Source organism: Sulfurimonas hydrogeniphila, assembly GCF_009068765.1.
Lineage (GTDB): Bacteria > Campylobacterota > Campylobacteria > Campylobacterales > Sulfurimonadaceae > Sulfurimonas > Sulfurimonas hydrogeniphila.
Window position 1 is genome coordinate 1,054,472 of the sequence record NZ_CP035534.1, and the last position, 26,704, is coordinate 1,081,175.

General features: G+C 36.6%; 20 protein-coding genes and 1 tRNA gene. 9 read left to right on the plus strand and 12 right to left on the minus strand.

Annotated features, from left to right (window positions below):
* Window position 1: 1 nt before the first annotated feature.
* Both lpxD and ETP70_RS05560 read left to right on the plus strand, forming a co-directional pair.
* The gene (lpxD, locus tag ETP70_RS05555) at window positions 2-952 is read left to right on the plus strand and encodes a UDP-3-O-(3-hydroxymyristoyl)glucosamine N-acyltransferase (protein ID WP_151900247.1); all 951 of its coding nucleotides are present in this window, start codon (window positions 2-4) and stop codon (window positions 950-952) included.
* Window positions 953-972: 20 nt separating this feature from the next.
* On the plus strand, window positions 973-1,176 hold the full coding sequence (locus ETP70_RS05560; protein ID WP_151900248.1) for a hypothetical protein: 204 nt from the start codon (window positions 973-975) through the stop codon (window positions 1,174-1,176).
* 8 nt (window positions 1,177-1,184) lie between these two features.
* Here the strand turns inward: ETP70_RS05560 and ETP70_RS05565 are convergent, their stop codons facing one another.
* The 10 genes from ETP70_RS05565 to ETP70_RS05610 form a co-directional block, all read right to left on the minus strand.
* Complete coding sequence (locus ETP70_RS05565; protein WP_151900249.1) at window positions 1,185-2,357, minus strand: pyridoxal phosphate-dependent aminotransferase; 1,173 nt, start codon at window positions 2,355-2,357, stop codon at window positions 1,185-1,187.
* Between the two features lie 77 nt (window positions 2,358-2,434).
* Window positions 2,435-3,136 carry a serine O-acetyltransferase gene (gene cysE, locus ETP70_RS05570; protein ID WP_151900250.1) on the minus strand — a complete coding sequence of 234 codons (702 nt, stop codon included), beginning with the start codon at window positions 3,134-3,136 and terminating at the stop codon, window positions 2,435-2,437.
* A gap of 8 nt (window positions 3,137-3,144) precedes the next feature.
* Entirely contained in the window at window positions 3,145-4,974 is a 1,830-nt protein-coding gene (gene speA, locus ETP70_RS05575; RefSeq protein WP_151900251.1) for a biosynthetic arginine decarboxylase, read from the minus strand.
* An 8-nt stretch (window positions 4,975-4,982) separates the two neighbouring features.
* On the minus strand, window positions 4,983-6,710 hold the full coding sequence (locus ETP70_RS05580) for an FMN-binding glutamate synthase family protein (protein WP_151900252.1): 1,728 nt from the start codon (window positions 6,708-6,710) through the stop codon (window positions 4,983-4,985).
* Window positions 6,711-7,925 carry a histidine--tRNA ligase gene (gene hisS, locus ETP70_RS05585; protein ID WP_151900253.1) on the minus strand — a complete coding sequence of 405 codons (1,215 nt, stop codon included), beginning with the start codon at window positions 7,923-7,925 and terminating at the stop codon, window positions 6,711-6,713.
* 6 nt (window positions 7,926-7,931) lie between these two features.
* Window positions 7,932-8,525: a dTMP kinase gene (gene tmk, locus ETP70_RS05590; protein WP_151900254.1), complete on the minus strand. Its 594-nt coding sequence runs from the start codon at window positions 8,523-8,525 to the stop codon at window positions 7,932-7,934.
* Entirely contained in the window at window positions 8,525-9,007 is a 483-nt protein-coding gene (gene coaD / locus ETP70_RS05595; RefSeq protein ID WP_230973320.1) for a pantetheine-phosphate adenylyltransferase, read from the minus strand. Before coaD ends, tmk begins: the two co-directional genes overlap by 1 nt.
* On the minus strand, window positions 8,994-9,536 hold the full coding sequence (locus ETP70_RS05600; protein ID WP_151900256.1) for a UbiX family flavin prenyltransferase: 543 nt from the start codon (window positions 9,534-9,536) through the stop codon (window positions 8,994-8,996). Before ETP70_RS05600 ends, coaD begins: the two co-directional genes overlap by 14 nt.
* Window positions 9,533-10,408: a flagellar basal body P-ring formation chaperone FlgA gene (flgA, locus tag ETP70_RS05605; RefSeq protein ID WP_151900257.1), complete on the minus strand. Its 876-nt coding sequence runs from the start codon at window positions 10,406-10,408 to the stop codon at window positions 9,533-9,535. The genes ETP70_RS05600 and flgA overlap by 4 nt, the downstream gene beginning before the upstream one ends.
* 38 nt (window positions 10,409-10,446) lie before the next feature.
* Window positions 10,447-10,530: transfer RNA gene (locus ETP70_RS05610), tRNA-Leu, on the minus strand.
* A 149-nt stretch (window positions 10,531-10,679) separates the two neighbouring features.
* On the opposite strand from ETP70_RS05610, the gene ETP70_RS05615 reads away from it, so the two are divergent.
* From ETP70_RS05615 to acnB, 4 genes are all read left to right on the plus strand, one after another.
* Window positions 10,680-12,740 (plus strand): flagellin N-terminal helical domain-containing protein, encoded by a 2,061-nt coding sequence (locus ETP70_RS05615; protein WP_151900258.1) that lies wholly within the window; start codon window positions 10,680-10,682, stop codon window positions 12,738-12,740.
* Between the two features lie 51 nt (window positions 12,741-12,791).
* The gene (locus ETP70_RS05620) at window positions 12,792-14,966 is read left to right on the plus strand and encodes an FtsK/SpoIIIE family DNA translocase (RefSeq protein WP_151900259.1); all 2,175 of its coding nucleotides are present in this window, start codon (window positions 12,792-12,794) and stop codon (window positions 14,964-14,966) included.
* On the plus strand, window positions 14,966-15,358 hold the full coding sequence (locus ETP70_RS05625) for a putative quorum-sensing-regulated virulence factor (protein ID WP_151900260.1): 393 nt from the start codon (window positions 14,966-14,968) through the stop codon (window positions 15,356-15,358). The genes ETP70_RS05620 and ETP70_RS05625 overlap by 1 nt, the downstream gene beginning before the upstream one ends.
* Window positions 15,359-15,483: 125 nt before the next feature.
* Window positions 15,484-18,033, plus strand: a complete 2,550-nt coding sequence (acnB, locus tag ETP70_RS05630) for a bifunctional aconitate hydratase 2/2-methylisocitrate dehydratase (RefSeq protein ID WP_151900261.1) — start codon at window positions 15,484-15,486, stop codon at window positions 18,031-18,033.
* 89 nt (window positions 18,034-18,122) lie between these two features.
* Here the strand turns inward: acnB and lolA are convergent, their stop codons facing one another.
* Window positions 18,123-18,638 (minus strand): LolA-like outer membrane lipoprotein chaperone, encoded by a 516-nt coding sequence (gene lolA, locus ETP70_RS05635; RefSeq protein WP_151900262.1) that lies wholly within the window; start codon window positions 18,636-18,638, stop codon window positions 18,123-18,125.
* A gap of 131 nt (window positions 18,639-18,769) precedes the next feature.
* Here lolA and secA point away from each other — a divergent pair, with 131 nt between their 5' ends.
* Together secA and ETP70_RS05645 are read left to right on the plus strand one after the other, a co-directional pair.
* On the plus strand, window positions 18,770-21,361 hold the full coding sequence (secA, locus tag ETP70_RS05640) for a preprotein translocase subunit SecA (protein ID WP_151900263.1): 2,592 nt from the start codon (window positions 18,770-18,772) through the stop codon (window positions 21,359-21,361).
* Entirely contained in the window at window positions 21,358-22,560 is a 1,203-nt protein-coding gene (locus ETP70_RS05645) for an ABC transporter permease (protein WP_151900264.1), read from the plus strand. Before secA ends, ETP70_RS05645 begins: the two co-directional genes overlap by 4 nt.
* 8 nt (window positions 22,561-22,568) lie before the next feature.
* Here ETP70_RS05645 and ETP70_RS05650 read toward each other — a convergent pair whose 3' ends face one another.
* Window positions 22,569-25,712: a YhdP family protein gene (locus ETP70_RS05650; RefSeq protein WP_151900265.1), complete on the minus strand. Its 3,144-nt coding sequence runs from the start codon at window positions 25,710-25,712 to the stop codon at window positions 22,569-22,571.
* Here ETP70_RS05650 and mltG point away from each other — a divergent pair.
* A complete protein-coding gene (gene mltG / locus ETP70_RS05655) occupies window positions 25,642-26,586 on the plus strand; it encodes an endolytic transglycosylase MltG (RefSeq protein WP_151900266.1) in 945 nt (314 codons plus the stop codon). The genes ETP70_RS05650 and mltG overlap by 71 nt on opposite strands.
* Window positions 26,587-26,704: the final 118 nt, after the last annotated feature.

Below are 26,704 nucleotides of genomic sequence, written 5' to 3' on the forward strand. Positions count from 1 at the left end.
GATGAAGCTGAGTAAAATAGCTTCAACATTAGAGTGTAGTATTGTCGACAATGATATTGATATTGTAGGAATAAATACTCTTAAAGATGCAAAAGAGAATGAAGTCTCTTTTGTGTCCAACTCAAAATATGTAAAAGATCTCGAAAATACAAAAGCTGCAGCAGTTATAATTTCTGAAAAATTAGCTTCAAAACTCCCTGCAAACTGTATTCCTTTGGTAACAAAAAATCCTTATTGGTCCATGGCCATACTCTCAAAATATTTTGCACCGCCTGTAGAAGATGAGAGACTTCCTCTCCCGCAGATTGGGAAAAATTCAAAAATTTCTCCCAAGGCTGAAATAGCAAATGGTGCGGTAATCGGTGATAACTGTATAGTTTTGGCACATGTTTATATAGGTGCAAAAAGTGTTATAGGAAACAATACAGTTATTTATCCAAGTGTGACAATATACAGAGACTGTCAAATCGGCAATGACTGTATAATCCATGCAAACACAGTTATAGGTTCTGACGGATTCGGATTTGCGACAAATGAAAAAGGTGAGCATAAAAAGATTTATCAAAATGGGAATGTAGTTGTAGAAGATGATGTTGAAATTGGAAGCAATACCAGTATTGACAGAGCTGTTTTTGGCTCTACTTTGATAAAAAAAGGAACACGCATTGACAATCTTGTACAGATTGGACATAACTGTGAAATCGGCGAGTATTGTGTTATGGTTTCGCAGTCTGGTCTTGCAGGTTCAACAAAACTTGGCAGAAATGTTGTTATGGGCGGGCAGGCTGCCGCAGCCGGTCACCTGGAGGTTGCCCCTTTTTCAACTTTTGCTGCACGAAGCGGAATAACAAACTCTATAAAAGAACCCGGAAAGACATATGCAGGTTTTCCTTTGATGGGGCACAGACAATGGCTTAAACTTCAGGCAAAACTTGCTAGACTTATCAAGTAAAAACACAACAAGGAGTTAGTATGTCAAAAACAATCCCGTTAAGCGGAACAAAAAACGGTGTTATATCTGTAACAAAACTTGAGGAACCATATGGTGAGGGAAGCGGTACTGTAGCTAGTATAGGAATTTCACTCTCAGGTGATGCCCAAAATCCGGAATGGAAAGTGCATATTCCATTGGATAACCTGGATGAAGTAATAAAAGCTTTATCTGAGCTAAAGTAGGTTTTTGCCTACTTTGCTTTGAGTTCCTGCACAAACTCATCAATTCTTTTAATACCTTCTCTGATAGTTGCAATTCCCGTAGCAAAACTGAATCTGAAATACCCTTCGCTTCCAAAACCAACACCAGGAACAACGGCTACACCTTTGGCTGCTAAAAGTTCTTTTGCAAAGCCTAGTGAATCATTACTGACTTCTTGAATATTGACAAAAAGATAAAAAGCACCATCCGGTTTTAAAACACTGAGTCCGTCGATTTTATTAAAAAGTTCTACAGCTTCATCACGACGCTTGATAAACTCTTTTCGCATCATTTCTATATCTTCATCTGCACTGCCGTCAAGTCCTGCAATAGCAGCATACTGTGTCATGGTATTGACATTGGATGTGCTTTGTGACTGCAGTTTTTTTGTTGCTTTGATAATTTCGGTATGGTGCGATGCCATATATCCGAAACGCCAGCCTGTCATGGCAACTGACTTGCTTAAACCATTGATGGTGATTGTTCTTTTAAACATGTCTTCACTGACTGCTGCTGCTGAAGTAAAATCCCCGTCATATATCAGTTTTTCATACATTTCATCGCTGGCTACAAGAACATCCGTCCCTTCAAGCACTTTTGCCAAAGCAGTGAGTTCTTCTTTGGAATAAACTGCACCGGTAGGATTTGACGGTGTTGTAAGAATCAGCATTTTTGTATTTGGTGTCAATGCTTTTTTGAGCTGTTGGGGAGTGATTTTAAAGGCAGTCGCATCACTTGTCTGAATTTCTACGACAGTCCCGTCAAAATATTTCACAAGTTCAGGGTAGGTTACCCAGTATGGCGTAGGAATAATAACCTCATCGCCTTTTTCAATTGTTACAGAAAAAAGATTAAACAAGGAATGTTTTGCGCCATTGTTAATGATAATCTGGTTAGGGTCATATGTTAAACCGTTATCTCTTTTGAGTTTGGCAGCGACTGCTTCTTTGATGGCCGGAATCCCATCTACTGCGGTATATTTTGTAAAACCGTTGTTGATTGCATCTATAGCCGCGTTTTTGATAACTCTGGGTGTATCAAAATCCGGTTCTCCGGCTGAAAAACTGAGAATGTCTTTACCCTCTGCTTTTAACTCTTGTGCAAGCGCTGTAATTGCTATTGTAATTGATTCAGATAGTTTATCTATGCGTTTTGCTAGCATTTGAACCCTTTTTTATAATATATTTGATAAATTATACTAAAAAAAAGATGTATATTTGTTGAGAAAAGAGCGAAAAATTAATTTTTCATTGATTTTATAAAAGATTCATATATATGTTCAAGTTCAAGGTCTTGATCTAGAAGATCTTTATTTTCTTTTACTAAAATATGTTCAAGTATAGCCACACGCTTGAGAAGGTATTCAAACATCTCTTTGTTTATATCAGGGAGCATATTGTGCATAAAAGGATCTTTACATCTCCCTTTTTCAATGATATGTGCAGGCAAACCGACTGCTGTGGAACAATCAGGAACTTCTTTGACGACAACCGAGTTGGCACCGATTTTTGCATATTCGCCTATTGTGATGTTTCCCAGTATCTTTGCGCCGGCTCCGATTACCGCTCCCTTTTTGATAGTCGGATGTCGTTTGCCGTGAGTTAAAGAAACACCACCGAGTGTTACACCCTGATATATGAGCACATCATCTTCAATGATGGCAGTCTCTCCGATTACAACTCCAAAACCGTGGTCAATAAAGACACGCTTACCAATACTCGCGGCAGGGTGGATGTCAATATTTGTAAGTATTTGGGTTATTCCCATGATTGCCCTTGCTGTACGGGTAAAGTTGTTTGTATAAAGTTTGTGCGCTATTCTGTACCATGCAACTGCCCATACACCAGGGTAATTAAATAAAAAATCAATTTTTGAATTTAATGCAGGATCATTTCTGTACGCATTTGAAAAGTCTTCCTTGATATCGGCAAATATTCCCATGCTCATCCTTAATTTGTTGTTCTTAAATAGCCATTTTGATATAAAAATCTTTCTAGCTGCAGCAGTGTATCATTTTTTTCTTTTTCTGTAATAAAGCTGGCATTTGAGAGTTTGTTTTTAACTTGATTTAATATTTCATGTTTGTCATATCCTATTGATTCAAGTATCTCCAAAATACTTTTTGATTCTACTGCATTGGTTATATTGTATCCGGAGTCATTGATTGAAATTGTATACTCACTGGGGTGTGTAAAAAGATTATGGTTCATTCCCAGTGTCTCCTGATAGGCACCAATATTGAAAAAAGCCAAAAAATAATCTTCTTCATCAATATTAACGTCATGGAGATATAAAGGTTTGTCCGGATCAAAGCCTATTTCTCCGTCACTGTCACAGGTAATATCCCAAAGAGAGGCTGCTCTGAGCGGGGTTGTGTTTAAATGATGAATGGGCATCACAGGAAAATGCTGTCCCAGTCCCCAGTAATCAGGCAGACTCTGAAAAACAGAAGCATTAATGAGATAGCGTTCCTGGAGCTTGATCTGGAGCTGTTCGAGTTCATTGGTCGGATTGGCTGATTTAAGATAGAGTGCTTTTTTTATAATATTATGCACCAGAATTTCTGCGTTTGAACGGTCCTGCAGATCAATATAGCCTAAATCAAAAAGTGTGAAAAGTGATTCCATATGGTCAAGCGCATCATGAAGATATTCTATACAGTTGGCATTGTTAAGAAGTCTGTTCAATTCTATAAGTTCTTCAACCAAAGGCGGATTTGACTCTTTAAAATTTAAAAGTTTTTCTTGATAATCCTGAGTGAAAAGTTCTAAAACAGGTGTGATTAATACAGCATGTGAAGCAACTATAAAACGTCCTGATTCCGTAAATATATCCGGATGTGCAACATTTTTGCTGTCCATGATTTCACCAAGTAAAAAAACAACAGAACTTGAAAATTCATCTATTGAGTAGTTACGTGCATGTGATTTTTCATGTTGGTCATATTCTACAGCCAAACCGCCGCCGATGTTGATACTTGAAAGTGCATCAGCACCCATTTTTTTCAGTTCCGCATAGATATTTCCGGCTTCACGGAGTGCTTTTTTCAGCGGAGCAATGTCTGCTATCTGTGAGCCGATATGAAAATGAATCATTGTCAGTTTCTCAAGCAGATTCGCATCTTTGAGGAGTTTTATTGCCTCAATGATTTCTGTTGAAGTCAGTCCGAATTTTGCATCCATTCCACCGCTTTTTGCCCATATGCCGCTGCCTGCACTGTGCAGCCTGACACGTATGCCGATATTTGGAACTTTTAAATTGGATTTGGAAGCTACATCAATGATGGTTTCAAGTTCATTGAGCCCTTCTATGGTGATGGTGATATTTTGACCACTGTGTGCTGCTATAAATCCCAGCGTAAGCATCTCTTCGTCTTTGAATCCGTTGACAGTAATGTTGGCTCCGTCAAGCACTTTGCTCATTGCCAAAATAAGTTCAGCCTTGCTTCCGGCTTCAAGTCCGTAGTTATACTTTGCGCCCTGTGATGTAATTGCCTCAACAGCTGCCGGAAACTGGTTTACTTTGAGCGGAAAAACAGCTTTAAACTTTCCTTTATAGTTGTTTTCTTCAATAGCTTTTTCAAAATAGTTGTAGAGTGTTTTAATCTGTCTTTTGACCAAATGAGGAAATCGTAAAAGGAGAGGTCCCTTAACATCTTTTGCCCGTATATTGTTGACTATATCAAGCAGAGAAGGCATAGATTTGTAATTAAGTTTGATTTCACCGTCTTCTATAATAAAGTTTTTGTTTGCCCAGATATCAAGGCCGAAATTATTCATCATTTATCCTAAATTTTAAATTTTTGCTGAAAATATTTGTCAATATCAAAATATATTTCACCACTTCTGTTTTTATAGGTAAGGAGGCTTTTGTTTAAGTCTTTAATGCTTTTTATACCCATTACTGCCATGACAGTCTTCATACTTTTAAGAAGATTTTTATGATAGTGTCCAATTTGTATGCCTTTTTTTATTACAAGATAGGAGGCTCTTTTTTTTGGATCCTGTGTTGCCATGCCGACCGGGCAGACATGTGTTCCAAAACCAGAACACATTTTTGCCCGGATACACCCGCCACTCATCATAAATGCACGTGCAATGCCTACAGCATCAGCACCCATACACAAGGTGATGACAGCATCATCGGGTGTTAGAATTTTTCCACTGGCAATTATTTTGACATCTTCTCTGATATTATATTTTTTTAAAAGCATATCCAGAATATAAAGTGAGTTGTTTGTTGTGAGGCCTACTGATTCCATTAGCTCAAGCGGAGCAGTTGCGCTGCCACCCTCACCGCTGTCCACTGTGATGAAATCTGGTATAAATTCACCATAATTTTTTCTTTTGGCAAGTTTTTGTACCAGTGTTTCTACAGAGGCTATGTCTGAAATGACTATTTTGAATCCAACCGGTTTTTCTGAGAGTCTTTGCAGTTTTTCAATAAAATTTAAAAGATCCTCTATTGTATCTGCATAAGGGAACCTGTTGGGAGAAATGATGTCTTTTCCCTCTTCAACACCACGGTAGTAGGCTATGTCCGCTGTTACTTTTGAACCTGCGAGTTTTCCGCCTGTCTGTTTTGCTCCCTGGGCTATTTTAATTTCAGTCATTTTGCAAAATTTCATTATTTTTTTATATTTTTCTTTATCAAAATTGCCGTTTTTGTCTCTGACACCATACAAACCAGAACTGATTTGAAAAATCATATCCGGCAGCTCCTTTGGAACTTCCCGCGGAAAATATTCTATGGCTGCTTCCCAGTTCACACGAAAAAGAAGGTGGCTGGAGGTATCATAAATATAGGTATTTTGGGTTTTTTCATTCAGTAAAATATCTCTGTACCATTTCAGCGCTACTTTTTTATTAAAGAAAAAATCTCCGATTTTAAAAGCAAGTTCTGCAAAAGGGGTACTTTTGACAACTTCAAGATATTTTGAATTGTTCGGATCTATTTTGAGGGTAAAAAGATGGTTGGAAGTAAGTGAACCTTCTCCTGTATTGATTGTCAGGTTGGAATCTCTTCCCGCTAAGCTAAAGGCTCTTACTGCTTCGGGAGACAGGGCACCGTCACTCATAGCAGAACGGATAATCGGTGTTTGCGATACAAAAGGGTATTTTCTGTTCTTTCCAAAAACTACCTGCATGTTTTGATCAACCTCCTCATCGTTTAAAACACTTGTAGCATGTTTTAAGATAAATCTTGATCCTGAAAAGGGCTGGCTTACGGAAAATGACTGGTAGTTTGGTTTGTTCTTGGCTGCTGTATACACCCAGTCAACCTTGTCTTTGGAGTCATAAAAAGATTCTTCTGCAAAATATTGACGCAGTGGTTCACGGAGGGCCTCAAAAAAATAACGAAATCTTCCTATAATCGGGTAGTTTACAAGAAGAGCATGCTGTCTTTGCACATATCTGTCGTATATGTAAAGAGCGATGACTGCTATTATGATGAGCACGGCAAAATATTCTACAAATTCGTCTAAAAAGTGCCATAAACCATGAACCCACTCCATCTAAAATTCTTTGAGCGGAATTGTCTTTTCAATTTTATTTTCTAAATCTTTAACCCAAATTGTTCCGTTGCTCATTTCATTTGTACCAATAACGCAGCAGTATTTTGCATTCATTTTATCCGCACTTTTGAGATGATTTTTGAGGTTTTTCGCCTTATAATCGCAAACTGCTTTGTCTGTAGCCCTTTTTTTATGTGTCAGCGTGATTATTGTATCTATGGCTTCTTCGTCCATAGCACCAAGATAATAGCCTTCTCTTAATTCCTGTGGCATTTGTATGAGTTCCAACAGTCTTTCAATACCCATCGCAAAACCTACAGCAGGGGTAGGGCGACCGTCTAAAAACTCTACAAGTCTGTCATATCTTCCACCACCGGCAATAGCACTTTGACTGCCTATATTGTCACTGACAAATTCAAAAGCGGTTTTGGAGTAGTAGTCAAGCCCTCGTACAAGATTCGTATCTACTTCATAGCTGATGTCATTTGCATCAAGTATTTTTTTCAGTTTTTCAAAGTCATTGTCACAGTTTTCGCACAGTGAATGTAAAAGTTTTGGAGCATTTTCGTACAAAGACTGACACTTTTCATTTTTACAGTCAAGAACACGGATGGGGTTCGTACTTTTTCTTCGTTTACAGTCTTCACAAATTTCATCTTCAATACTTTCTATAAAAGAGACAAGGGTGTCACGGTACTCAGGCATGCAGTTGTTGTCACCGAGTGAATTGATCTGCAACCTGTAGCCGATACCAAGTTCTTTGAGTATATCACTGACCATCATGATCATATTTGCATCTTCATACACACTCTCAATACCGAAACTTTCAACTCCAAACTGATGAAACTCTCTCAAACGTCCTTTCTGTGGTCTTTCATAACGAAACATAGGACCATGATAAAAAAATCTGTGAATTCCGCCTGCTTTGTCTAATTTTTTTTGAATAAAAGCCCGTACAACACCGGCTGTTCCCTCAGGGCGCAGACATACATCATTGCCTCCCTTGTCCGTAAACTGGTACATCTCTTTACCGACAATGTCACTGCTCTCTCCGACACTGCGTTTAAAAAGTGCCGTCTCTTCTAAAAGTGGTGTTTCTATATAGTGAAAACCATATCTTCTGGCAATGTTTTGTGCCACATCCAAAAAATAAGTAAATCGTTTTGATTCGTTTTCATCAAGTATATCATTCATACCTCTTAGTGATTTAATCATAATTCTTTATCCTTTTAGCATTGTTTCATTTTTAATATTATCTAATATTTCTTTTGTAATTTCATCTCTGTTTTTTGTGGCATCAATTTCAATCAACGGCACACCCAGAAGAAGACTTGCTTCTTTGATACTCTCTTGAATCTTTAACAAATATTCACTGCCTCTGAGTTCAATGCCGTCAAGTTTTTTTTGCGAAAGTCTGTATTTGAGTTCCTGTTTTGTCAGACGCAGTAAAAAGATTGCCTGGGGATATATTTTTTTTGTTGCGAAATCATTCAAACTGATCAAATCTTTTTTACTGATACTTCCCTGGGTGAGTGCATAGGCGACACCACTTACAGCACTTCTGTCTGAAATAATCATTTTGTGCAGATTTGGTTCTATTACCTCTTTTATATGTTCTGCTCTGTCTGCAAGAAAAAGAAGAAACTCTGCTCTTTTGCTTTTTGTTTTTGCACTCAAAACAAGTCTGCGAATTTCTTGTCCTATAGCAGTTCCACCGGGTTCTTTTGTAATGACTGCATCAGGAAAGTACTTTTTCAGTGCTTCTATCTGTGTACTTTTCCCGGCTGTATCAATACCTTCTATTGCAATATACATCAGCGCAGACTCCCTATAACCTGCTGTACCTCTTTTGGTAAGAGGTGATCTGTTTTTCCGTTAAACTTTAAAAGATTCCTGACAATAGAAGAACTGATAAAAGCATGTTTGAGTTTTGGCATCAAATAGACTGTTTCTATGTTTTCATCAAGGGAGTTGTTGAGATAGCCGAGTTGCAACTCGTATTCAAAGTCACTTACAGCACGAAGCCCTCGTATAAGCACCCTTGCATCATGTTCGTGTGCCAGATCTATAGTAAGGTTGTTAAAACCTGTAACACGGACATCTTTGATGTCTTTGACGGCAATTTCGACCATTTTTATTCTTTGCTCGAGGCTAAACATGGGATTTTTGTCTTTTGACTGAGCAACAGCGACAATCACTTCATCAAATAAATTTTTTGCACGTTCGATAATATCAAAATGTCCATTTGTTATCGGATCAAATGTCCCCGGGTATAAAGCGATTTTACGACTCTTCAATTTGCCACCTTTTATATAAACTGTTTTCAATTTCCAGTAAATCAAACCATTTGCCAATGAGAAAATTTTCCATTTCATCAAGTGTCTGCTGCTTTGAATAATATGCCATAACAGGCGGCGCAATAATGATGCCCAGGCTTGCAAGTTTATGCATATTCTCTAAATTAATGGCAGAAAAAGGCATCTCTCTCGGTGCTAAAATAAGCTTTTTCTGTTCTTTGATTACAACTGCAGCGCACCGTGTAATCAAGTTGTCCGAAATTCCACAGGCTATTTTTGCCAGTGTATTCATAGAACACGGTGCGATAATCATAGCATCAACCCCAAAAGAGCCTGATGCAACAGAGGCTGCAATGTTTTTATTATTATGGGCAGTGACATTACTCATTTCATGTACAAGTACTTTTTCTGAATTTTCTGTCATGATAAAATGTTTTTCAACAGATTCAGGAAGAAGCTGAATGATTTTCAGACCAAGGTTCACACCACTGGCCCCACTGCTTGCAACTACTATTTTTCTTTTTTTCATTGTACCTCTGCTTTGTTCTTTCCGGTTATAACAACTCTTATTTTTTTTCCATTTCTCTTTATAACACTGACAGTGTCTCCAAGTCTTCCGTTTTGAAGTGCTTTTGCAGAAAAATAGATATGTATTGCATTGTTGTTAAAATTAACACTAACACTCGAGCCGCGTTTGACTAAAAACAAACCGACAACATCTCTTTTTGTTATAATATTACCTGCTTGAATGTTGTGCTTACTTTGGTAGTGCTTTACATGTAAACCCTCTAAAGGCATCGCTTTGAATTTATCCAGTATTATACTCTTTTTTTGTGTATTTATATTGGTGAGTTCATTATCTTTTTTGATGTTTTTTCTGGCAAACAAAATGGAAACAGTGGCTAAAATTTTATATTTAAAAAATATTTTTTTATTATCATCTGTTTTTATATATAAAATGCTCTTGTTGGACAAGTGTGCTTTGGTGCTAAAATGAACAGTGTAGCGTTTTGGGAGTTCTTCCATATAATGTGTGGGAAAGAGTGTTATTGTAGATATTTTTATATTTTTATATTTTTCTTTATAGTGCTTTTTTATACTGTTTTTTATATACGTTGTATTGATAGGGCTTTTTTTTGTGAACTGTATGTAACTGTGTTTTGAAGTAAAGTTGTCAAAACCGCTTTTGTGAAGTATTTTTAAAAGTTCTTTTTTTTGTATACGTTTTGAATGTCTGTTTTTGTCTATATCAAAAAGTTTTCTGTCATTTTTTTTACTTACAGGTACAATATCTGAAAGCATAATAAAATCATTTTTTATATAATAATTGCTTCGAAGAGTGTTGGCAGCGAAAATAGTTGAAAAAGAGATGAGTAGAAGAATTATTTTTAGAAATAACATAAGTATCTCTCATTTTGAGAACTAACAACTGTAAAAAGTGGTACCAGAGAGGGGATTTGAACCCCTAAGCCGTGAGGCGGCGGATTTTGAATCCGCTATGTATACCGTTCCATCACTCTGGCAAATCAGCTGTTGAAGTTGGAATGATAGTAGGAATTTACTTAAAAGTAAATAATATTTGGCCGATAATACCATTAAATGGAACTTTTATTGCTATACTTTGCCAATAATTGCCAGAAACCAAACAATATTTTGAAAACGGAGAGATATTATGCGTGTAACATCAAGTATGTATTACAACAGTCTGTATGCTACAAATAATTTAAAAATAAACAATGAACTTTTTGATGTAAATAAGCAGATTGCCTCAGGATTGAAAATTCAATATGCCAAAGATGATGTAAGAACATTTACAGAAACTATGCGGCTTGACAATGAGCTCGTTACAATAGGGCAGGTGAAAAAGAGTACAGAAAGCGGATATAAAATTTCAAATCAGACAGATGTTGTTCTCAATGAGTTTGAAACTTCACTTGACAGAATGAAAACTCTGCTTATAAATGCCGCAAACGGCACACACAGCCCGGACTCTCTTGATGCCATAGCCGGAGAGCTTCGGGGTTTGGAAAAACATTTTAAAAACCTGGCTAACACTTCGATTAACGGGCAGTTTTTATTTTCTGGTTCTGCTGTCAATACAAAACCGATAGATGCAAACGGAATATATCAGGGGAATGATGCAGGAATGAACTCTGTGCTTGGTTCAAATTCCACACAAAAGTATAATCTCACCGGAGCAGAACTTTTTTTAGGCGAAGAACAAAATACAAAAAGAGAAATCACAACAAATGTAATCAACAATGATTTAATTAACGGTGGAATAATTACTGCAGACAGCAGCATTAGAGATTTGATGGGTGATATAGATGATGATACAACTACAGTCAACAAAAATTATTTTTACATCAGAGGGACCAGAAGTGACGGCACCGCCTTTAAAGTCAGAAAAGAGTTTGACGATACGGCAAAAGTAAGTGATTTACTGGATGAAATAGGCAAAGCATACGGAAACAACGGCAGTATAAACGTGGTAAATGTGAGCCTGAATGCAAATGGACAGATTGTTGTCCAAGACAAACAGAAAGGTTCAAGCAAACTGGATTTTCATATGGTGGGGGCGGTTGATTTTGATTTGACGACAGATGAAAACGGTGATACCCAAAACAATGATGCACTCGTAAATGATATAGATTTGCTGGATGTCGGTGAAAAAGATTATGCAAAAATAAAAGACGGAACCGCTACATCAAGCCTCTATGTCAAAGAGTTTATCCAGTCAGGTTTCATACCGGCTGCCGGTGCAGCCAGCAATATAGAAGGGATAGTGTATGACAGAACACAATTTTCCAAAAGCGGTGCAGAACTCACATCAAATGTCCCTCAGATTCTAAAAGAGACAAATGCCTTTGCCTCTCCATCTGCAAAAATTTCCGAAGTAGCTGATCTGTCTCAGGGAACACCCGGTACGCTTGATGCAACCGTATTGAATCTGGAAGGAAATGATATTAACGGTAATCCTTATACCGCAACAATAAATTTAGATTCCGCAGGTTCAACTTTTACAATTGGTGGAAATACTTATGATATTTTTAATATGCAGACTCCAAGAACAGCAACAGCTGCAGATAATGTAACCTATCAGCAACTGATGGATGTTCTCAATATGATTGTTACCAATAACCTACCTACCGGAACTGCAGCAAATGACTATGATAATGCAATAATAGCTTCAAACACACAGGGAAACACTTCTTTAACCTATGACGGAAAGTTGAAATTCACTGACTTCACTGCTACTCAGACACAATCGACAATAGCACTTTATGATGCTAACAGTGATAATTTTACAGCAGATGCTTCTGTTATGACCTTTAATGCAAACAACGCTTTAACTATTGTTGATCCAAAAACAGATTTTTTTAAAAATCTTGATGAAGCCATTACTGCTGTAGAAGATCATAAACTTTATCCGGACAGTTCCAGCGGAAATATGCGAAATCAAGGAATAGAAAATGCGCTTGCAGCAATAGACAAACTGCAGTCACATGTCTCCAGAAGCCATTCGGTTGTCGGTGCACAGTCAAATACCTTAAACACTTCACTCGAAAGAACAAGTCTGCTGGAAGTCAGTACAATGACCCTGCGCTCTGAAGTAATAGATACAGATATTGCAGAGGCCTCTTTGCGTTTGTCTCAACTTAACTTAAACTATCAGGCGATGCTCTCAACTGTGGGAAAAATTTCGCAATTAAGTCTGGTAAATTATTTATAGGATATACTTTTATATATTATTTATCCCTTCTTACTATAAAGGTTTTCTAGCTTGAAAGATACTCTGTTTATTATCATTTTTGGTGTATTAATTTATCTCGGTTTTTCAACTCTTTTTGGTCCAACTGGGCTTATGGGCAGTTATGGTGCTACTTTTTCTTCTTACAATCAGCTTTATTTTGGTTATATATCGTTTGTATATCTCTTTGTGCTGCTGTTTCCTTTGTATTTTCTGTATAAAGATACATCTTTTGGTTTTAGAAAGTTAGAACTGGGTGTTGCTTCTTTTTTGCTTTTATGCTCTTCTCTTATCGCACAGGCCCTGCTCATAACAAATGAATACAGAGGAAAATTCGGTGCAGATTTTGTAGACTTTTTATCTCCCTATATAGGTGTTTTCGGATTATGGGTATTTTGGTTTATTATTACGGCGGTTGCCATGGTGATTCTTTTTGATAAAAGCAGTTCGGAGATCTTACATGTAGTCATATCTTCACTCAAATCCAACAAACCGAAGAATGCAGCAACTTTTGTTGAAAAGGAACAGAGTGAGACCTTGCAACAAGATGAAATCATGCAAAAAGAAGAGAACAAAGAGACAGAGCATGTTGAACAAACCCAAGACGAAGAAATAGACAAACCGGCATATCTAAGAAAAGAAAAAAAGCATGTAGCGGCAGAAGAAACAAGTGAGACAAAAAAAACTATTTTAGATATTGCCGCGGATGTAAAAGAGCATAAAAATACTGTTATCGTTGATGAGCTTGAAGAAAATGCAAAACTCTTGGCTAATATTGAAAAAGGGAAGGTAGAAAAACCCAAAAACTTTAAGCTGCCTTCTGTAGATTTTTTGCAAAAGCCGAATAAAACAACACATAATGTGGATGAAAAAGAGCTTGATGACAAGATACGCTATCTTATTGAAAAGCTGGCACATTTTAAAATTGACGGAGATGTTGTGCGTACCTATGCAGGTCCTGTAGTTTCTACCTTTGAGTTTAAACCGGCAGCCAATGTGAAAGTGAGTAAAATACTTAACCTCCAAGATGATTTGGCGATGGCGCTTTCAGCGGAGACTATTCGTATTCAGGCACCTATCCCGGGAAAAGATGTTGTCGGAATAGAGATTCCAAATGAAGCAGTAGATACCATTTACCTGCGTGAGCTTTTAGATGACAAACTCTTTAAAGACTCGGCCTCACCACTTACTATAGCGCTTGGAAAAGACATTGTAGGCAAGCCTTTTATTACTGATTTAAAAAAGTTGCCGCATTTGCTTATAGCAGGTACAACAGGAAGCGGGAAAAGTGTCGGGATCAATGCTATGATACTTTCGCTTTTATATAAAAACTCTCCTGATCAGCTGCGTCTTTTGATGATTGACCCGAAAATGCTTGAGTTTTCCATATATAATGATATCCCACATCTGCTTACTCCTGTCATTACAAAGCCAAAACAGGCTATTGTCTCACTTAACAATATGGTCGGTGAAATGGAACGGCGTTACGAACTCATGGCTGAGAGTCGTACAAAAAATATTGAAAATTATAATGAAAAAGTAAAAAAAGAGGGTGGTGAGCATTTCCCTTATATAGTGGTAATTATTGATGAGTTGGCTGACCTGATGATGACAAGCGGTAAAGATGTTGAACTCTCCATCGCAAGACTTGCGCAAAAATCACGTGCCTGTGGAATTCATCTTATCATCGCGACACAAAGACCGTCTGTAGATGTTGTTACGGGACTTATTAAAGCCAACCTGCCTTCACGCATATCCTACAGAGTGGGACAAAAGATTGATTCAAAAATCATTTTAGACCAAATGGGTGCAGAATCACTTCTGGGGCGTGGAGATATGCTTTTTACGCCTCCGGGTTCGCCGGCTTTGGTACGCCTGCATGCTCCGTGGGCTACAGAAGAAGAGATAGAGAAGATAGTAGATTTTATTAAAGCGCAGCGAGAACCAAATTATGACAAAAGCTTTTTGATAGAAGAGACGAATGCCGAAGGTGGTTCTGCTTCAGGCTCTAATGAAAGCTATGAAGAACTTGATCCTTTGTACGAAGAGGCGAAAAATGTAGTTTTAACTGACAGAAAAACATCTATTTCTTATCTGCAAAGAAAACTACAGATTGGATATAACCGTTCTGCAAGAGTGATAGAACAGCTTGAAAATGAAGGAGTTCTCTCTTCTCCAAATGCCAAGGGTGTCAGAGAGATATTGTAATGCCAAAACCGCATTTTATATTTATGAAACAAAAAGATTCTTTTTGTGTACATGTAAAGAATCTGGAAAAATTACGTGTTGAACAGATACAGGAAATAGAAGCATTTGTTGCGCAAAGAAAAGGGTACTTTGATTTTACTGCCTACACATTCAGTATTGGAAAAAAACTTGAATATCGGGAATTTGTAAAACTTCTTGATATGTTACATGTAGAAGCTTTGGTTGAGGAAGCTGTTTGTGCTCCGCAAACCAGCGCCAGAATTTCTTTTGGGCAATACAAAGGAATGCTTTACAATGAACTGCCTGATTCTTATCTGTTATGGCTCAAAAACAACTATATGGGCAGTGACAGAGAAATCATCTGCACTGAAATTGCAAAACGCAGACTCTAGTGTTACTTTTCTATACAATAAAGTAATTTTACATAATATAGATGTATAGATTCGTAACACTGTCGATATGATTACTTTTCTTTTAGCTATAATGTCCCCAAATTAAATTTACAATAGGAAGTATTATGGGATTTAGAGAAGACTATAAAGCACATGTAGAAGAAAGAGCGGCACTTGGTGTCCCTCCATTACCTCTTACTGCTGAACAGACAGTAGAAGTTATCGAGTTTATTAAAACAGGTGAATATGTTGAAGAGATGCTGGATCTTTTAGAAAATCGTGTATCTCCGGGTGTAGATGATGCAGCCTATGTCAAAGCAGCATTTTTAAACGAATTGGCAAGTGAAGAACATCATGTGGCAGCTATTCCACCTGAAAAAGCTGTCCAAATGCTTGGTATGATGCTTGGCGGATACAATGTGAAACCATTAATTGATGCTTTAACGTCAAAAAATGTAAAAGTTGTTGCAGCAGCTATTGAAGCACTTTCCAGTACATTATTGGTATATGATGCGTTCAATGATGTTGAAGAGTTGCACAAAAAAGGTGTGACTGCAGCAACTCACGTTTTAAATGCATGGGCAGACGCTGACTGGTTTACAAAAAAACCTGAACTTCCTGAAAAATTAACTGTTACCGTATTTAAAGTTCCTGGTGAAACAAACACTGATGATTTGTCTCCTGCTTCTGAAGCATTTACACGTTCAGACATTCCTTTGCACGCAAACTCTATGCTTGCTGCAAAAATGGAAGATCCAATCGGAACTATTAACAGACTGAAAGAGCTTGGTCATCCTGTTGCTTATGTTGGTGATGTTGTAGGTACCGGTTCAAGCCGTAAATCAGGTATCAACTCTGTACAGTGGCACATGGGAGAGGATATTCCGGGTGTTCCAAACAAACGTACCGGCGGTGTAGTTCTTGGCGGAACAATCGCACCTATTTTCTTTGCAACAGCAGAAGACTCGGGAGCACTTCCAATCGAACTTGATGTTTCCCAAATGGAAACAGGTGATGTTATTGACATCTATCCGTATAAAGGTGAAGCACATAAAGACGGTAAATGCATCGCTACATTTACATTAAAACCAAATACTATTACTGATGAAGTACGTGCAGGCGGTCGTATTCCACTTATTATTGGTCGTGGGCTTACAAACAAAGCACGCAGTGTTTTAGGAAAAGCTCCGGCTGATATTTTCTTAACACCTGATCAGCCTGAAGATACTGGTAAAGGGTATACTTTAGCACAAAAAATGGTTGGTAAAGCATGTGGAATGGATGGTGTTCGTCCGGGTATGTATTGTGAGCCTGAAATGAGTACAGTCGGTTCTCAAGACACAACAGGTCCTATGACAAGAGATGAGATCAAAGAACTTGCTGCGCTTGGGTTCAATGCTGATTTGGTATTACAGACTTTCTGTCATACATCTGCGTATCCAAAACCGTCAGATATTAAGATGTTCCATACATTACCTGACTTTATTGCAAACCGTTCAGGTGTTGCTCTTCGTCCTGGTGACGGTATTATCCACTCATGGCTAAACAGAATGGTTCTTCCGGATACTGTAGGTACGGGTGCAGATTCACATACTCGTTTTCCTATCGGTATCTCTTTTCCAGGCGGTTCCGGAATCGTTGCATTTGCAGCAGTTACAGGTTCTATGCCTTTGACTATGCCAGAATCAGTTCTTGTAAAATTTAAAGGAAAAATGCAACCGGGAATCACATTACGTGACTTGGTTAATGCTATTCCTCATCAGGCTATAAAAGAAGGTCTTTTGACAGTTGAGAAAAAAGGAAAGAAAAATATTTTTGCCGGGCGTATTTTGGAAATTCAGGGCTTGCCTGATCTGAAAGCCGAACAGGCATTTGAGTTGTCAGATGCATCAGCAGAACGTTCTGCTGCAGCATGTACAGTTCAGTTAGACAAAGAACCAATTATTGAGTACTTAAAATCTAATATTACACTTTTAAATTCTATGATTGATGCAGGATATGAAGACCATCGTACATTGGCACGTCGTATTGTGAAAATGGAAGAGTGGTTGGAAAAACCTGAACTGATGAAAGCGGATGAAGATGCAGAATATGCGGCAGTACTTGAGATTGATTTGGATCAAATCACAGAGCCTATTTTGGCATGCCCGAATGATCCGGATGATGTTGCTACACTTTCAGAGATTTTAGCTGACCCTAAACGTCCGCATAAAATTGATGAAGTATTTGTCGGTTCATGTATGACAAATATCGGTCACTACCGTGCACTTGGTGAAGTATTAAAAGGCGAAGGTGCTGTTCCTACCCGTTTATGGGTTTGTCCTCCGACAAAAATGGATGAGAAACAACTTGTAGAAGATGGCTACTATGCAATCTTTGGTGCTGCAGGTGCAAGAACAGAAGTTCCGGGATGTTCATTATGTATGGGGAATCAGGCACGTGTATCAGATGGTGCAGTAGTGTTTTCAACATCAACACGTAACTTTGACAACCGTTTAGGAAAAGAAGCACAGGTTTATCTTGGTTCTGCTGAACTTGCAGCGGTATGTTCACTTCTTGGAAAAATTCCGACAAAAGAAGAGTACTTGGAGTTAACGAAAAAAATAGAAGGCAAAGAAGACGATATCTATAAATATCTAAACTTCAACCTAATCAAAGATTACAAGCTGAACTAAATTCACAGTGCAACAAATGGACTAAATCCATTTTTGCCAAGCTGAACTAGCTGTATGCAAAAACGGACTAAATCCGTTTTTGTTACATATTACTCACTGACTATATCATATTCATCCGGAATATCCGGTACATATTTATCTTGCGATATTTTTTTATTTACTTCTTGGTTTTTAAATACAATCTTTATATCATTTTCAAGTTCATCTTTGTATGAAATAGATTTAATGATGGAATTTTCTGTTTTTATGATGTATTCTTTATTCTGAAAGTTCGCTAAATAACTCCCTTTTGCGATCTCTTTTGCATTGTGAATAATTTTAAAAAGATCAAAATCTCCATTAAGATGTTTAATGATGACCTGTTCTAACTCCGGTTCAATAACTACAATTTTATTTTGTAAAATATAAACACTTTTCTGCACAGGTTTTGTATACTGCCAAAGAGCATAACGAGGTTTAGAAGCTGTTACATGCCCCGTATATGTTATCTTCACACCTTTGTCATCTACTATTTTTTGTAAAAAATCTGCTTCAAAACTGTTTATATTTTTTATACTTGCATAGCCAGATGTTATCAACAATGCAGCTAAAATTATTCTTTTCATTTTTCTCCTTTAAAAAGAAATTATAGCAAATTATTCATTTATACTATTTATTAGATTTAATGTGATAAAATAAGAACAATTTCAGCGATTACTATATAGTAAATTATATAGTAACGATAATAAGGTTGCAAATGCTACAAGCATTCATGGGTAAGGTATTTGGTACTGCAAATGACCGAGAATTAAAAAAATATACTAAAAAAGTTAAAAAGATTAATGAACTTGAAAGCAAATATGAAGTTTTAAGTGATGATGCACTCAAAAATGCTTTTGAAGATTTGAAACAAAGTGTACAGAGCGGCGAGAAAACTCTGGATGATGTGTTGTATGATTCTTTTGCCATAACAAGAGAAGCTGCAAAACGTGTTTTGAATATGCGTCATTTTGATGTTCAGCTTATAGGTGGTATGGTTTTACATGAGGGTAGAATTGCCGAAATGAAAACCGGTGAGGGAAAAACTCTTGTGGCTACACTTGCCATTACTCTCAATGCAATGACAGGCAAGGGCGTTCATTTGGTAACAGTGAATGATTATCTGGCTTCCCGTGATGCAAAAGAGATGGGTGTGCTGTACAATTTTCTGGGCTACAGTGTAGGCACGATTCTCGAAGACATGCATGATCCTGCAGAGAAAAAAGCTGCTTATGATGCGGATATTACCTACGGTACAAACAATGAGTTCGGCTTTGACTATTTGCGTGACAATATGAGTTATTCAAAAGACCAGATGGTCCAGCGTGGACACAATTTCGTAATTGTCGATGAAGTGGATTCTATTTTAATTGATGAGGCGAGAACGCCTTTGATAATTTCAGGGCCCACAAACAGAAATATGCAGGATTATCTCAAAGCAAACAGAGTTGCTTTGGAATTGAATAAAGAGGAACATTTTACTGTTGATGAAAAAGACAAAGTGATATTGATTACAGAAGAGGGTATCACAAAAGCGGAAGAACTTTTTGGTGTTGAAAATCTTTACAGTGCAGAGAATGCTTCTTTGCCGCATATGCTTGACCAGGCTTTAAAGGCAAATTACCTTTTTGAAAAAGATGTTGATTATGTTGTCAATGACGGGGAAGTGGTTATTGTTGACGAATTTACGGGCCGATTAAGCGAAGGACGTCGTTTTTCAGAAGGACTGCATCAGGCACTTGAAGCCAAAGAGGGTGTGGAAATAAAAGAAGAAACACAAACACTTGCAGATATTACTTTTCAAAACTACTTCAGAATGTATGACAAACTTGCGGGAATGACAGGTACTGCCGAAACAGAGGCAACAGAATTTGCACAGATTTATAATTTGGATGTTGTTTCCATTCCTACAAATATTCCGATTGCAAGAAAAGATTTGAATGATTTAATATATAAAACAGAAGAAGAGAAATTTACAGCTGTTATTGAGACCATTAAAAAACTAAGCAAATCAGGACAACCTATTTTAATAGGGACGGCTTCTATTGAAAAATCTGAAGTTTTGCATGAAATACTGAAGAAGGAAAAAATTGCACATACTGTTTTAAATGCAAAAAACCATGCACAAGAGAGTGAAATTATTAAACATGCCGGAGCAAAGGGTGCTGTAACCATTGCGACAAATATGGCAGGACGTGGTGTTGACATTAAGGTAAGTGATGAAGTAAAAGAGCTCGGTGGTTTGTATATCATCGGAACCGAGAGACATGAAAACCGCCGTATTGACAACCAGCTGCGCGGACGTTCCGGGCGTCAGGGTGATCCCGGAACAACACAGTTTTATCTTTCACTTGAAGACAATCTTTTGCGAATATTCGGCAGTGATAAAATCAAGTCCATCATGGAAAGACTCGGTGTTGAAGACGGCGAATATATAGAATCAAGAATGGTCACCCGTGCAGTTGAAAAAGCACAGAAAAAAGTTGAAAATATGCACTATGAAGGGCGTAAGCAAATTGTTGAGTATGATGATGTTGCAAATGAGCAAAGAAAAATCGTTTATAAATTCAGAAATCAACTTTTAAGTGATGATTATGATATTGCTGGTAAAATCGATGAAATCAGAGAAGAATATGTTGCAAATCTTTTAGCTCGCTCGGATATATTTGCCGGTGCAGACAAAGAAGATTTTAATCTTGAAAAACTCTCTCAGCTTCTTAAGGAAGAGATGAATTTTGATTTGGATATCGAGCAGTTAAAAGAGCTTGAATACGAAGAGTTGTATGCCAAAGTTACAGAACTGTTAAAAACGGCTTATGATGAGAAGATGGGCGTGTTGGATGAGCAGACAAGACAGGATATAGAAAAAGAGTTTTATCTCAAAGAGTTGGATAATGCCTGGAGAGAACATCTTTATGCAATGGACAATATGAAAACCGGTATTCGTTTGCGTGCATATAATCAAAAAGATCCTCTTGTTGAGTACAAAAAAGAGAGTTTTGGTCTTTTTGGCGAATTAATTAATGATATTAAATTCAATACAATCAAAACCTTGCAGATTATACAGTTCCAGATGGAATCTCCGGAAGAAGAAGCTGCCAGAATTTCCAAACAGCTTGAAGAAGAGAAAAAAGCACAAGAAGCATTGATGCGGCTGAACCATCATGACAATGTGGATATTGATGCCGAAGATGATTTTGTTGTGAGTAAAAAAATAGCAAGAAATGACCCCTGTCCGTGCGGAAGCGGAAAAAAGTACAAGCAGTGCTGTGGAAAAAGCGGTCCGAAAAAAGGTGTTTTTGCTTCTTGAAAAAATCAATAGTTTCTTACCTTGTGAAAAGATTTTTACGCTTTGACAAGGAGCAGCCTTTTATCTTTATATCTGCACTTTTAGCCTTTATAGGAATTACGCTCGGTGTCATGGTACTTCTTATTGCCATGGCACTTATGAATGGTTTTGACAAAGAGTTTAAAGACAAACTGACTGTTATGAATTACCCTTTAACCATCATTCCAAAGTTTTACGGTGCTGTAAACAGCAATCTGCTTATGGATTTGGAAGAGAAATTTCCTTATTTGCAGTTTAGCCCTTACATTCAGTCTTCTGTGATGGCCAGAAGCGGTTCAAGACTTGAAGGCGGGTATCTCTTTGGCGTAAACTTTGAGGATGAAGTGAAAGTCAATTCGGTACTTGCAAAAGCAATTACCGGGCATACTTTTAAAAAATTTGATGTTGTTGTAGGAAAAACTCTTAAAGAAGAATTTAATTTACATGTAAATGATAAACTGATGTATATTTTTACAAATGTGGAACCGGGCGGACTCTCTGTTACTCCAAAAATAAAGCGCTTTCAAATCAAGTCATTTTTTGATTCAGGGCTTTCTGCTTATGATAAAGCATACTCCTACACAACACTGGAGGCTATGCAGACCATAGAACATATGGCCGCAAATGAATATGACGGTATTCATATATATTCCAAAGATCCACGAAAAGATATAAAAAAAATAAAAAAAGTGCTGCCAATCAGTGTAACAGTAAAAGGCTGGTGGGAAGACAATATGAATTTTTTTGCTGCTTTGGAGATGGAAAAAACTTCTCTTTTTATTGTCCTGATGCTTATTATTCTTATTGCTTCTATCAATATCATATCTTCTCTTTTAATGACTGTAATGAACAGAAGAGGGGAAATAGCACTTTTGCTCTCTTTGGGTGCAACGACATCTGAAATTAAAAAAGTATTTTTGTATTTGGGAATTGTTATAGGAATTACCGGTATTTTAGCCGGTATTGTCTTTGGACTGAGTGGTATATGGCTACTCAGTACTTTTGATATTGTCTCTTTGCCAAAAGATGTTTATCCTACTTCGAGACTTCCCCTGGACTTGACACTTCATGATTTCATTTTTATTGTCGCAGGTGCTTTTGGTATCGTTGTAGCTTCCTCTTATTATCCTGCCAAAAAGGCAAGTGAAGTAGATATACTGACTGTTCTTCGAAATGAGTAGTAAAACTCCTAAAAGAGTTTTTGAAGCACTTTAAAAGGAAAGGTAAGTGTTCTTTTGATGATATTGAGCGGTGCTACAATAATATCTTTGGCAACCATGGTACTTATAGTAGGATCGCTGAGCTTCCCTGTAACTTTGAGTGTGGTTGATATACTTTTTCCATCAAAAATAATATAACCGACAAGTGGTACTTTTGAGAGATTACTTCCCAGATCTGTTTTTAAATTTAAAACCAAATTGATACTGTTCTTGTTGATATCCGCACTCCCTTTTCCGAGTATTGTCAATTCTTTGGATTCAAGATAAATATCTGAAATATCAAAGACACCTTTTTTTGCATGAAATTTTACATAGGCATTCTTTACATGTAAACCTTTTTTACTGTAACCAGGCAGTGAAAAAGTAACAAGAGAGGGTATTGTATTGACAAAAGCCAGGACATTATTGAGAAGTTTATAGTCAATCATTACAGTATCATGCATGTAAAAAACACCCTTGTAGTCTTCAAGTGTTCCATTCATAGAAAAGTCCAGACTCCCACCACTGAATTTAGACGGGGCAAAGAGTTTTTCCATGAATTTATCATTAAAGTTTTCTCCATAAAGATGAAAAGTATTGTTTTCAAGCTTAAATCCTGCGTTTCCTTTTTTGTGAATCAGTTGTGCTGTTAGGATATTATTGTAATATTGCAGATGCATTGTATCTGAAACAGCGTATCGGTTGTTGCCAAGATAAAGATAGGAATCTATCGCATCTGCGGAAAGCTTAAAGTTGCCTGTTTTTGCATTTGACTGTGTTGCTATTTGTTTTGCAAGTTTGACAATAGCATCTATATTCAGACCGGCATCATGTATTTTGATTGCAACATCTTTATCTATTTTAATGTGCATTTTCTTGTTTACGTTGAGATAAATTTTTTGTTTTTTTGTAATTTCTCCTCTTACAGTGTAGGTGCTGATTTCCTTGTTTTTGTTGACTAGTAAATGATAAGGATAGTGTAAAGTTGCGCTAAACTGAGTATAGGGGGCATCGCTTTTTTTATAAAAACTGATTTTTCCTTCATTGAGTTTATATTTTTGTAAAAAAAGTGATTTTTTTGCAAGAATCTCAAGAGCATTAAGTGTTAATTTCCATTGTTTTTCATTGGAAACAAAAGAAGCATCAAGTTCTCGTGAATCTATTGTAATATTTTCGCCGTCAATATATCCGCCTAGCATTATTTTATTGTTTTTATAGAGTATGGCATCTGTTTTTGGGTTTTTCAATACAAAGTCATTTAAACTTATATGTGCTTTTTTTGAATCAAAATCATAATAAGCATAGACTTTTGTACTGATATAATCACTGATTTGTAAAAATGTATGTTTTAAATATATACTTTGTTTATCAAAATTTATATAAAAATTGCTTGCTTTGTATTGCGATCCGTTAACATTGAAAAATATATCTTCCTGTGAAGAGACAGATAAAACCTTGTCGTATTGTATGTGTAACGGTGTTACTGTTTGTGTGAGTTCTATACCGCTGTACTGTAGCTTTAAGAGATCTACATCAAGATTTGTTTTAGATGCTTTGAGGTCTATTGTTCCATTGACATATCCATTTGTCATTTTCCAGATATTAAAATACGTTGCGGGTATATTTGCCTGCAGTTTTTTCAGATCAAAATCTACTGAGAGTTTCTCTAACGTAATAATTTTGTTTTTGTATTGCCATTTTGAAGAATCTATATCTATTGTGTCCTGCTTTGGATTAATACGGTAGGCTACATGCAAAGGTCCTTTTTGTGTATCAAGAGAGAGACCCTGTGTCTCTATTTTGTGAAAGTTTAAATTTATTGTTCCTTCTGATTTCTTTGCATTAAAGCTTACATATACATTCGCCGCAGCAATCTCTTTGTATTTTGCCTGCATTTTATCTATCAGCACATCATAATTATCAAGATGTATATGTGTATTGAAAATATCTATATTCAGTCCAAGGTAGTCAAAGTTTGCTTTTTTGGTATAAAAGTCTCCTTTGGCATCTACATCAATTGTATGCAGGTTGACCTCTATCGTTAAATCTGTATTGACTGTTCCTTTTCTTTGTAAAAAAGGCAGTTTTATTTTGTAGGTGTTCAATACATGTAACATGTCTTTGTTAAGCATACCCTCAAACAGCAAATGCAGTGTTAAAAGTTCTTCTTTTTTATTGAAGTCAATTTTAAGCCAGCTTTTTCCTAAATGCATGCCATACGTCAAAGCATTTTGAGGTTTTATATATAAAACACCCTTTTTAAATTCAAGGTTTGTCTGCTTGCTTTTTACAGCCTCAAGTTTTGGATTGTATGTATAGATGAGTTTTTGTGCAACTGCCTGTATATATATGTTTTTATAAGCATTTTGCAAATCACTATAATCAATAAAACCATGAAATTTTTGAATATCAAGATATTGCATTTTAATGGCAGTATATGCCCAGTATATTACTTCTTTTGGCAAATGTGCGATTTTTATAAGGTGGGAAATATCAGTTATGTGTTTGTTGCTGACAACATTGTAGATGAGTTGTTTCGCATCTGCAATTGCATAAACAGTAAGGTTTGCATCATTATGAATATCAAGGTCAATTTTTGTGTATACTTTTTGTGCCTGTGTATCAAAAATAACACTGCCTTTTATAGTGACAGCCCTTTTTTTGTCTTGAAACTTTTTTATTGAGACTGTAAGCAGATCTGTTTTTGCATAAATCTTCGATTCAAAATCAAAATCGGGAGATTGAAAAACAAAAAAGCCCTGATCACTATTCGTGTATTTAAAAGAGCCTGTGGCATTTCCAAATACTATGTTACTGACAACAAGAGAGCGAAACCAGTGTGTTGTTTGCGTAACAATTTTAAGATATTTACTGAATTCTTTAAAACTGACATTGTTCGCAGTTTTGTTTTTTTGTCTGTCAATTTTTAAGGTTTTAACAGAAACAGTAAGTCTGTCATCCCATTTGATATAAACATTTTTTGCATGAATATTTGATATAGAAACATTATCAAGATATAATCCATTTTGTAAAACTATAAACAAACCAACAAGAAGAAGAAACATGAAAGTAAAAAAAACAGCTATACTCGCGTATGTTTTCGCAATAATCTTCGTGATTGCATTATCTTTCATGTATTACCTTAATAAACCTATTTATACGCCCAAAGTCCTCTATATTCCTGCAGGCTCTATTAACAAAATTATAACACAATTGCAGTCTAAAAATTATGATGTCTGTAAAATCGATTCTTTTCTTTTACGGATGATTGGCTCCCCTCAAAGCGGATGGATAAATTTACAGACAAGGGCTAATACCAAAGCGGATTTTTTATATAAACTGACAAGATCCAAGGCAGCTTTGCAAAATGTTACACTTATTCCGGGAGAGACTACCTATATATTTTTAAATCAACTGGCAAGTAATTTGCATCTCAACAGACAAAAATTACAAAATGAATTCGACAAGCATGCTCCAATAAAAGAGGGCGTTTTTATTCCTGATACCTACAGACTTCCTTTGGGCATTACGGAAAAAGAGCTTATAAAAGTGTTACTAAACAGCTCACACAGAAAAATGAAAGAACTCTCTCTAAAGTTTTTCGGCAATTATAATGAAAAGAAATGGTTTCGATATGTAGCAATAGCTTCAATAATTCAAAAAGAATCAGCCAGTGCAAAAGAGATGCCTTTGGTGAGTTCTGTTATATACAACAGAATAAACAAAGGAATGAAACTGCAAATGGACGGAACGCTTAACTACGGAAAGTATTCGCACCAAAAGGTCACACCCTACCGAATTAAAAATGATACTACAACATACAATACATACAGACATGCAGGGCTCCCAACTGCTCCTGTTTGCAATGTAAGTATTGATGCCATACGGGCTGCGGTATTTCCGAAAAAAACCAAGTATCTCTATTTTATGAAATCCAAAAACGGAACACATGACTTTACATGTAACTATTCTACACATTTACGCAACATAAAGCGTGCTACAAAATGAAACAAAAAAGAAAGATAATGTGAACTTTTTCCTGTCAATGCCCTGTTTGTTTCTCTTAAGTGTTATTATTTAATTCGTAAAGTTCATAAATATATAATTTATGAATAAATATTAACTC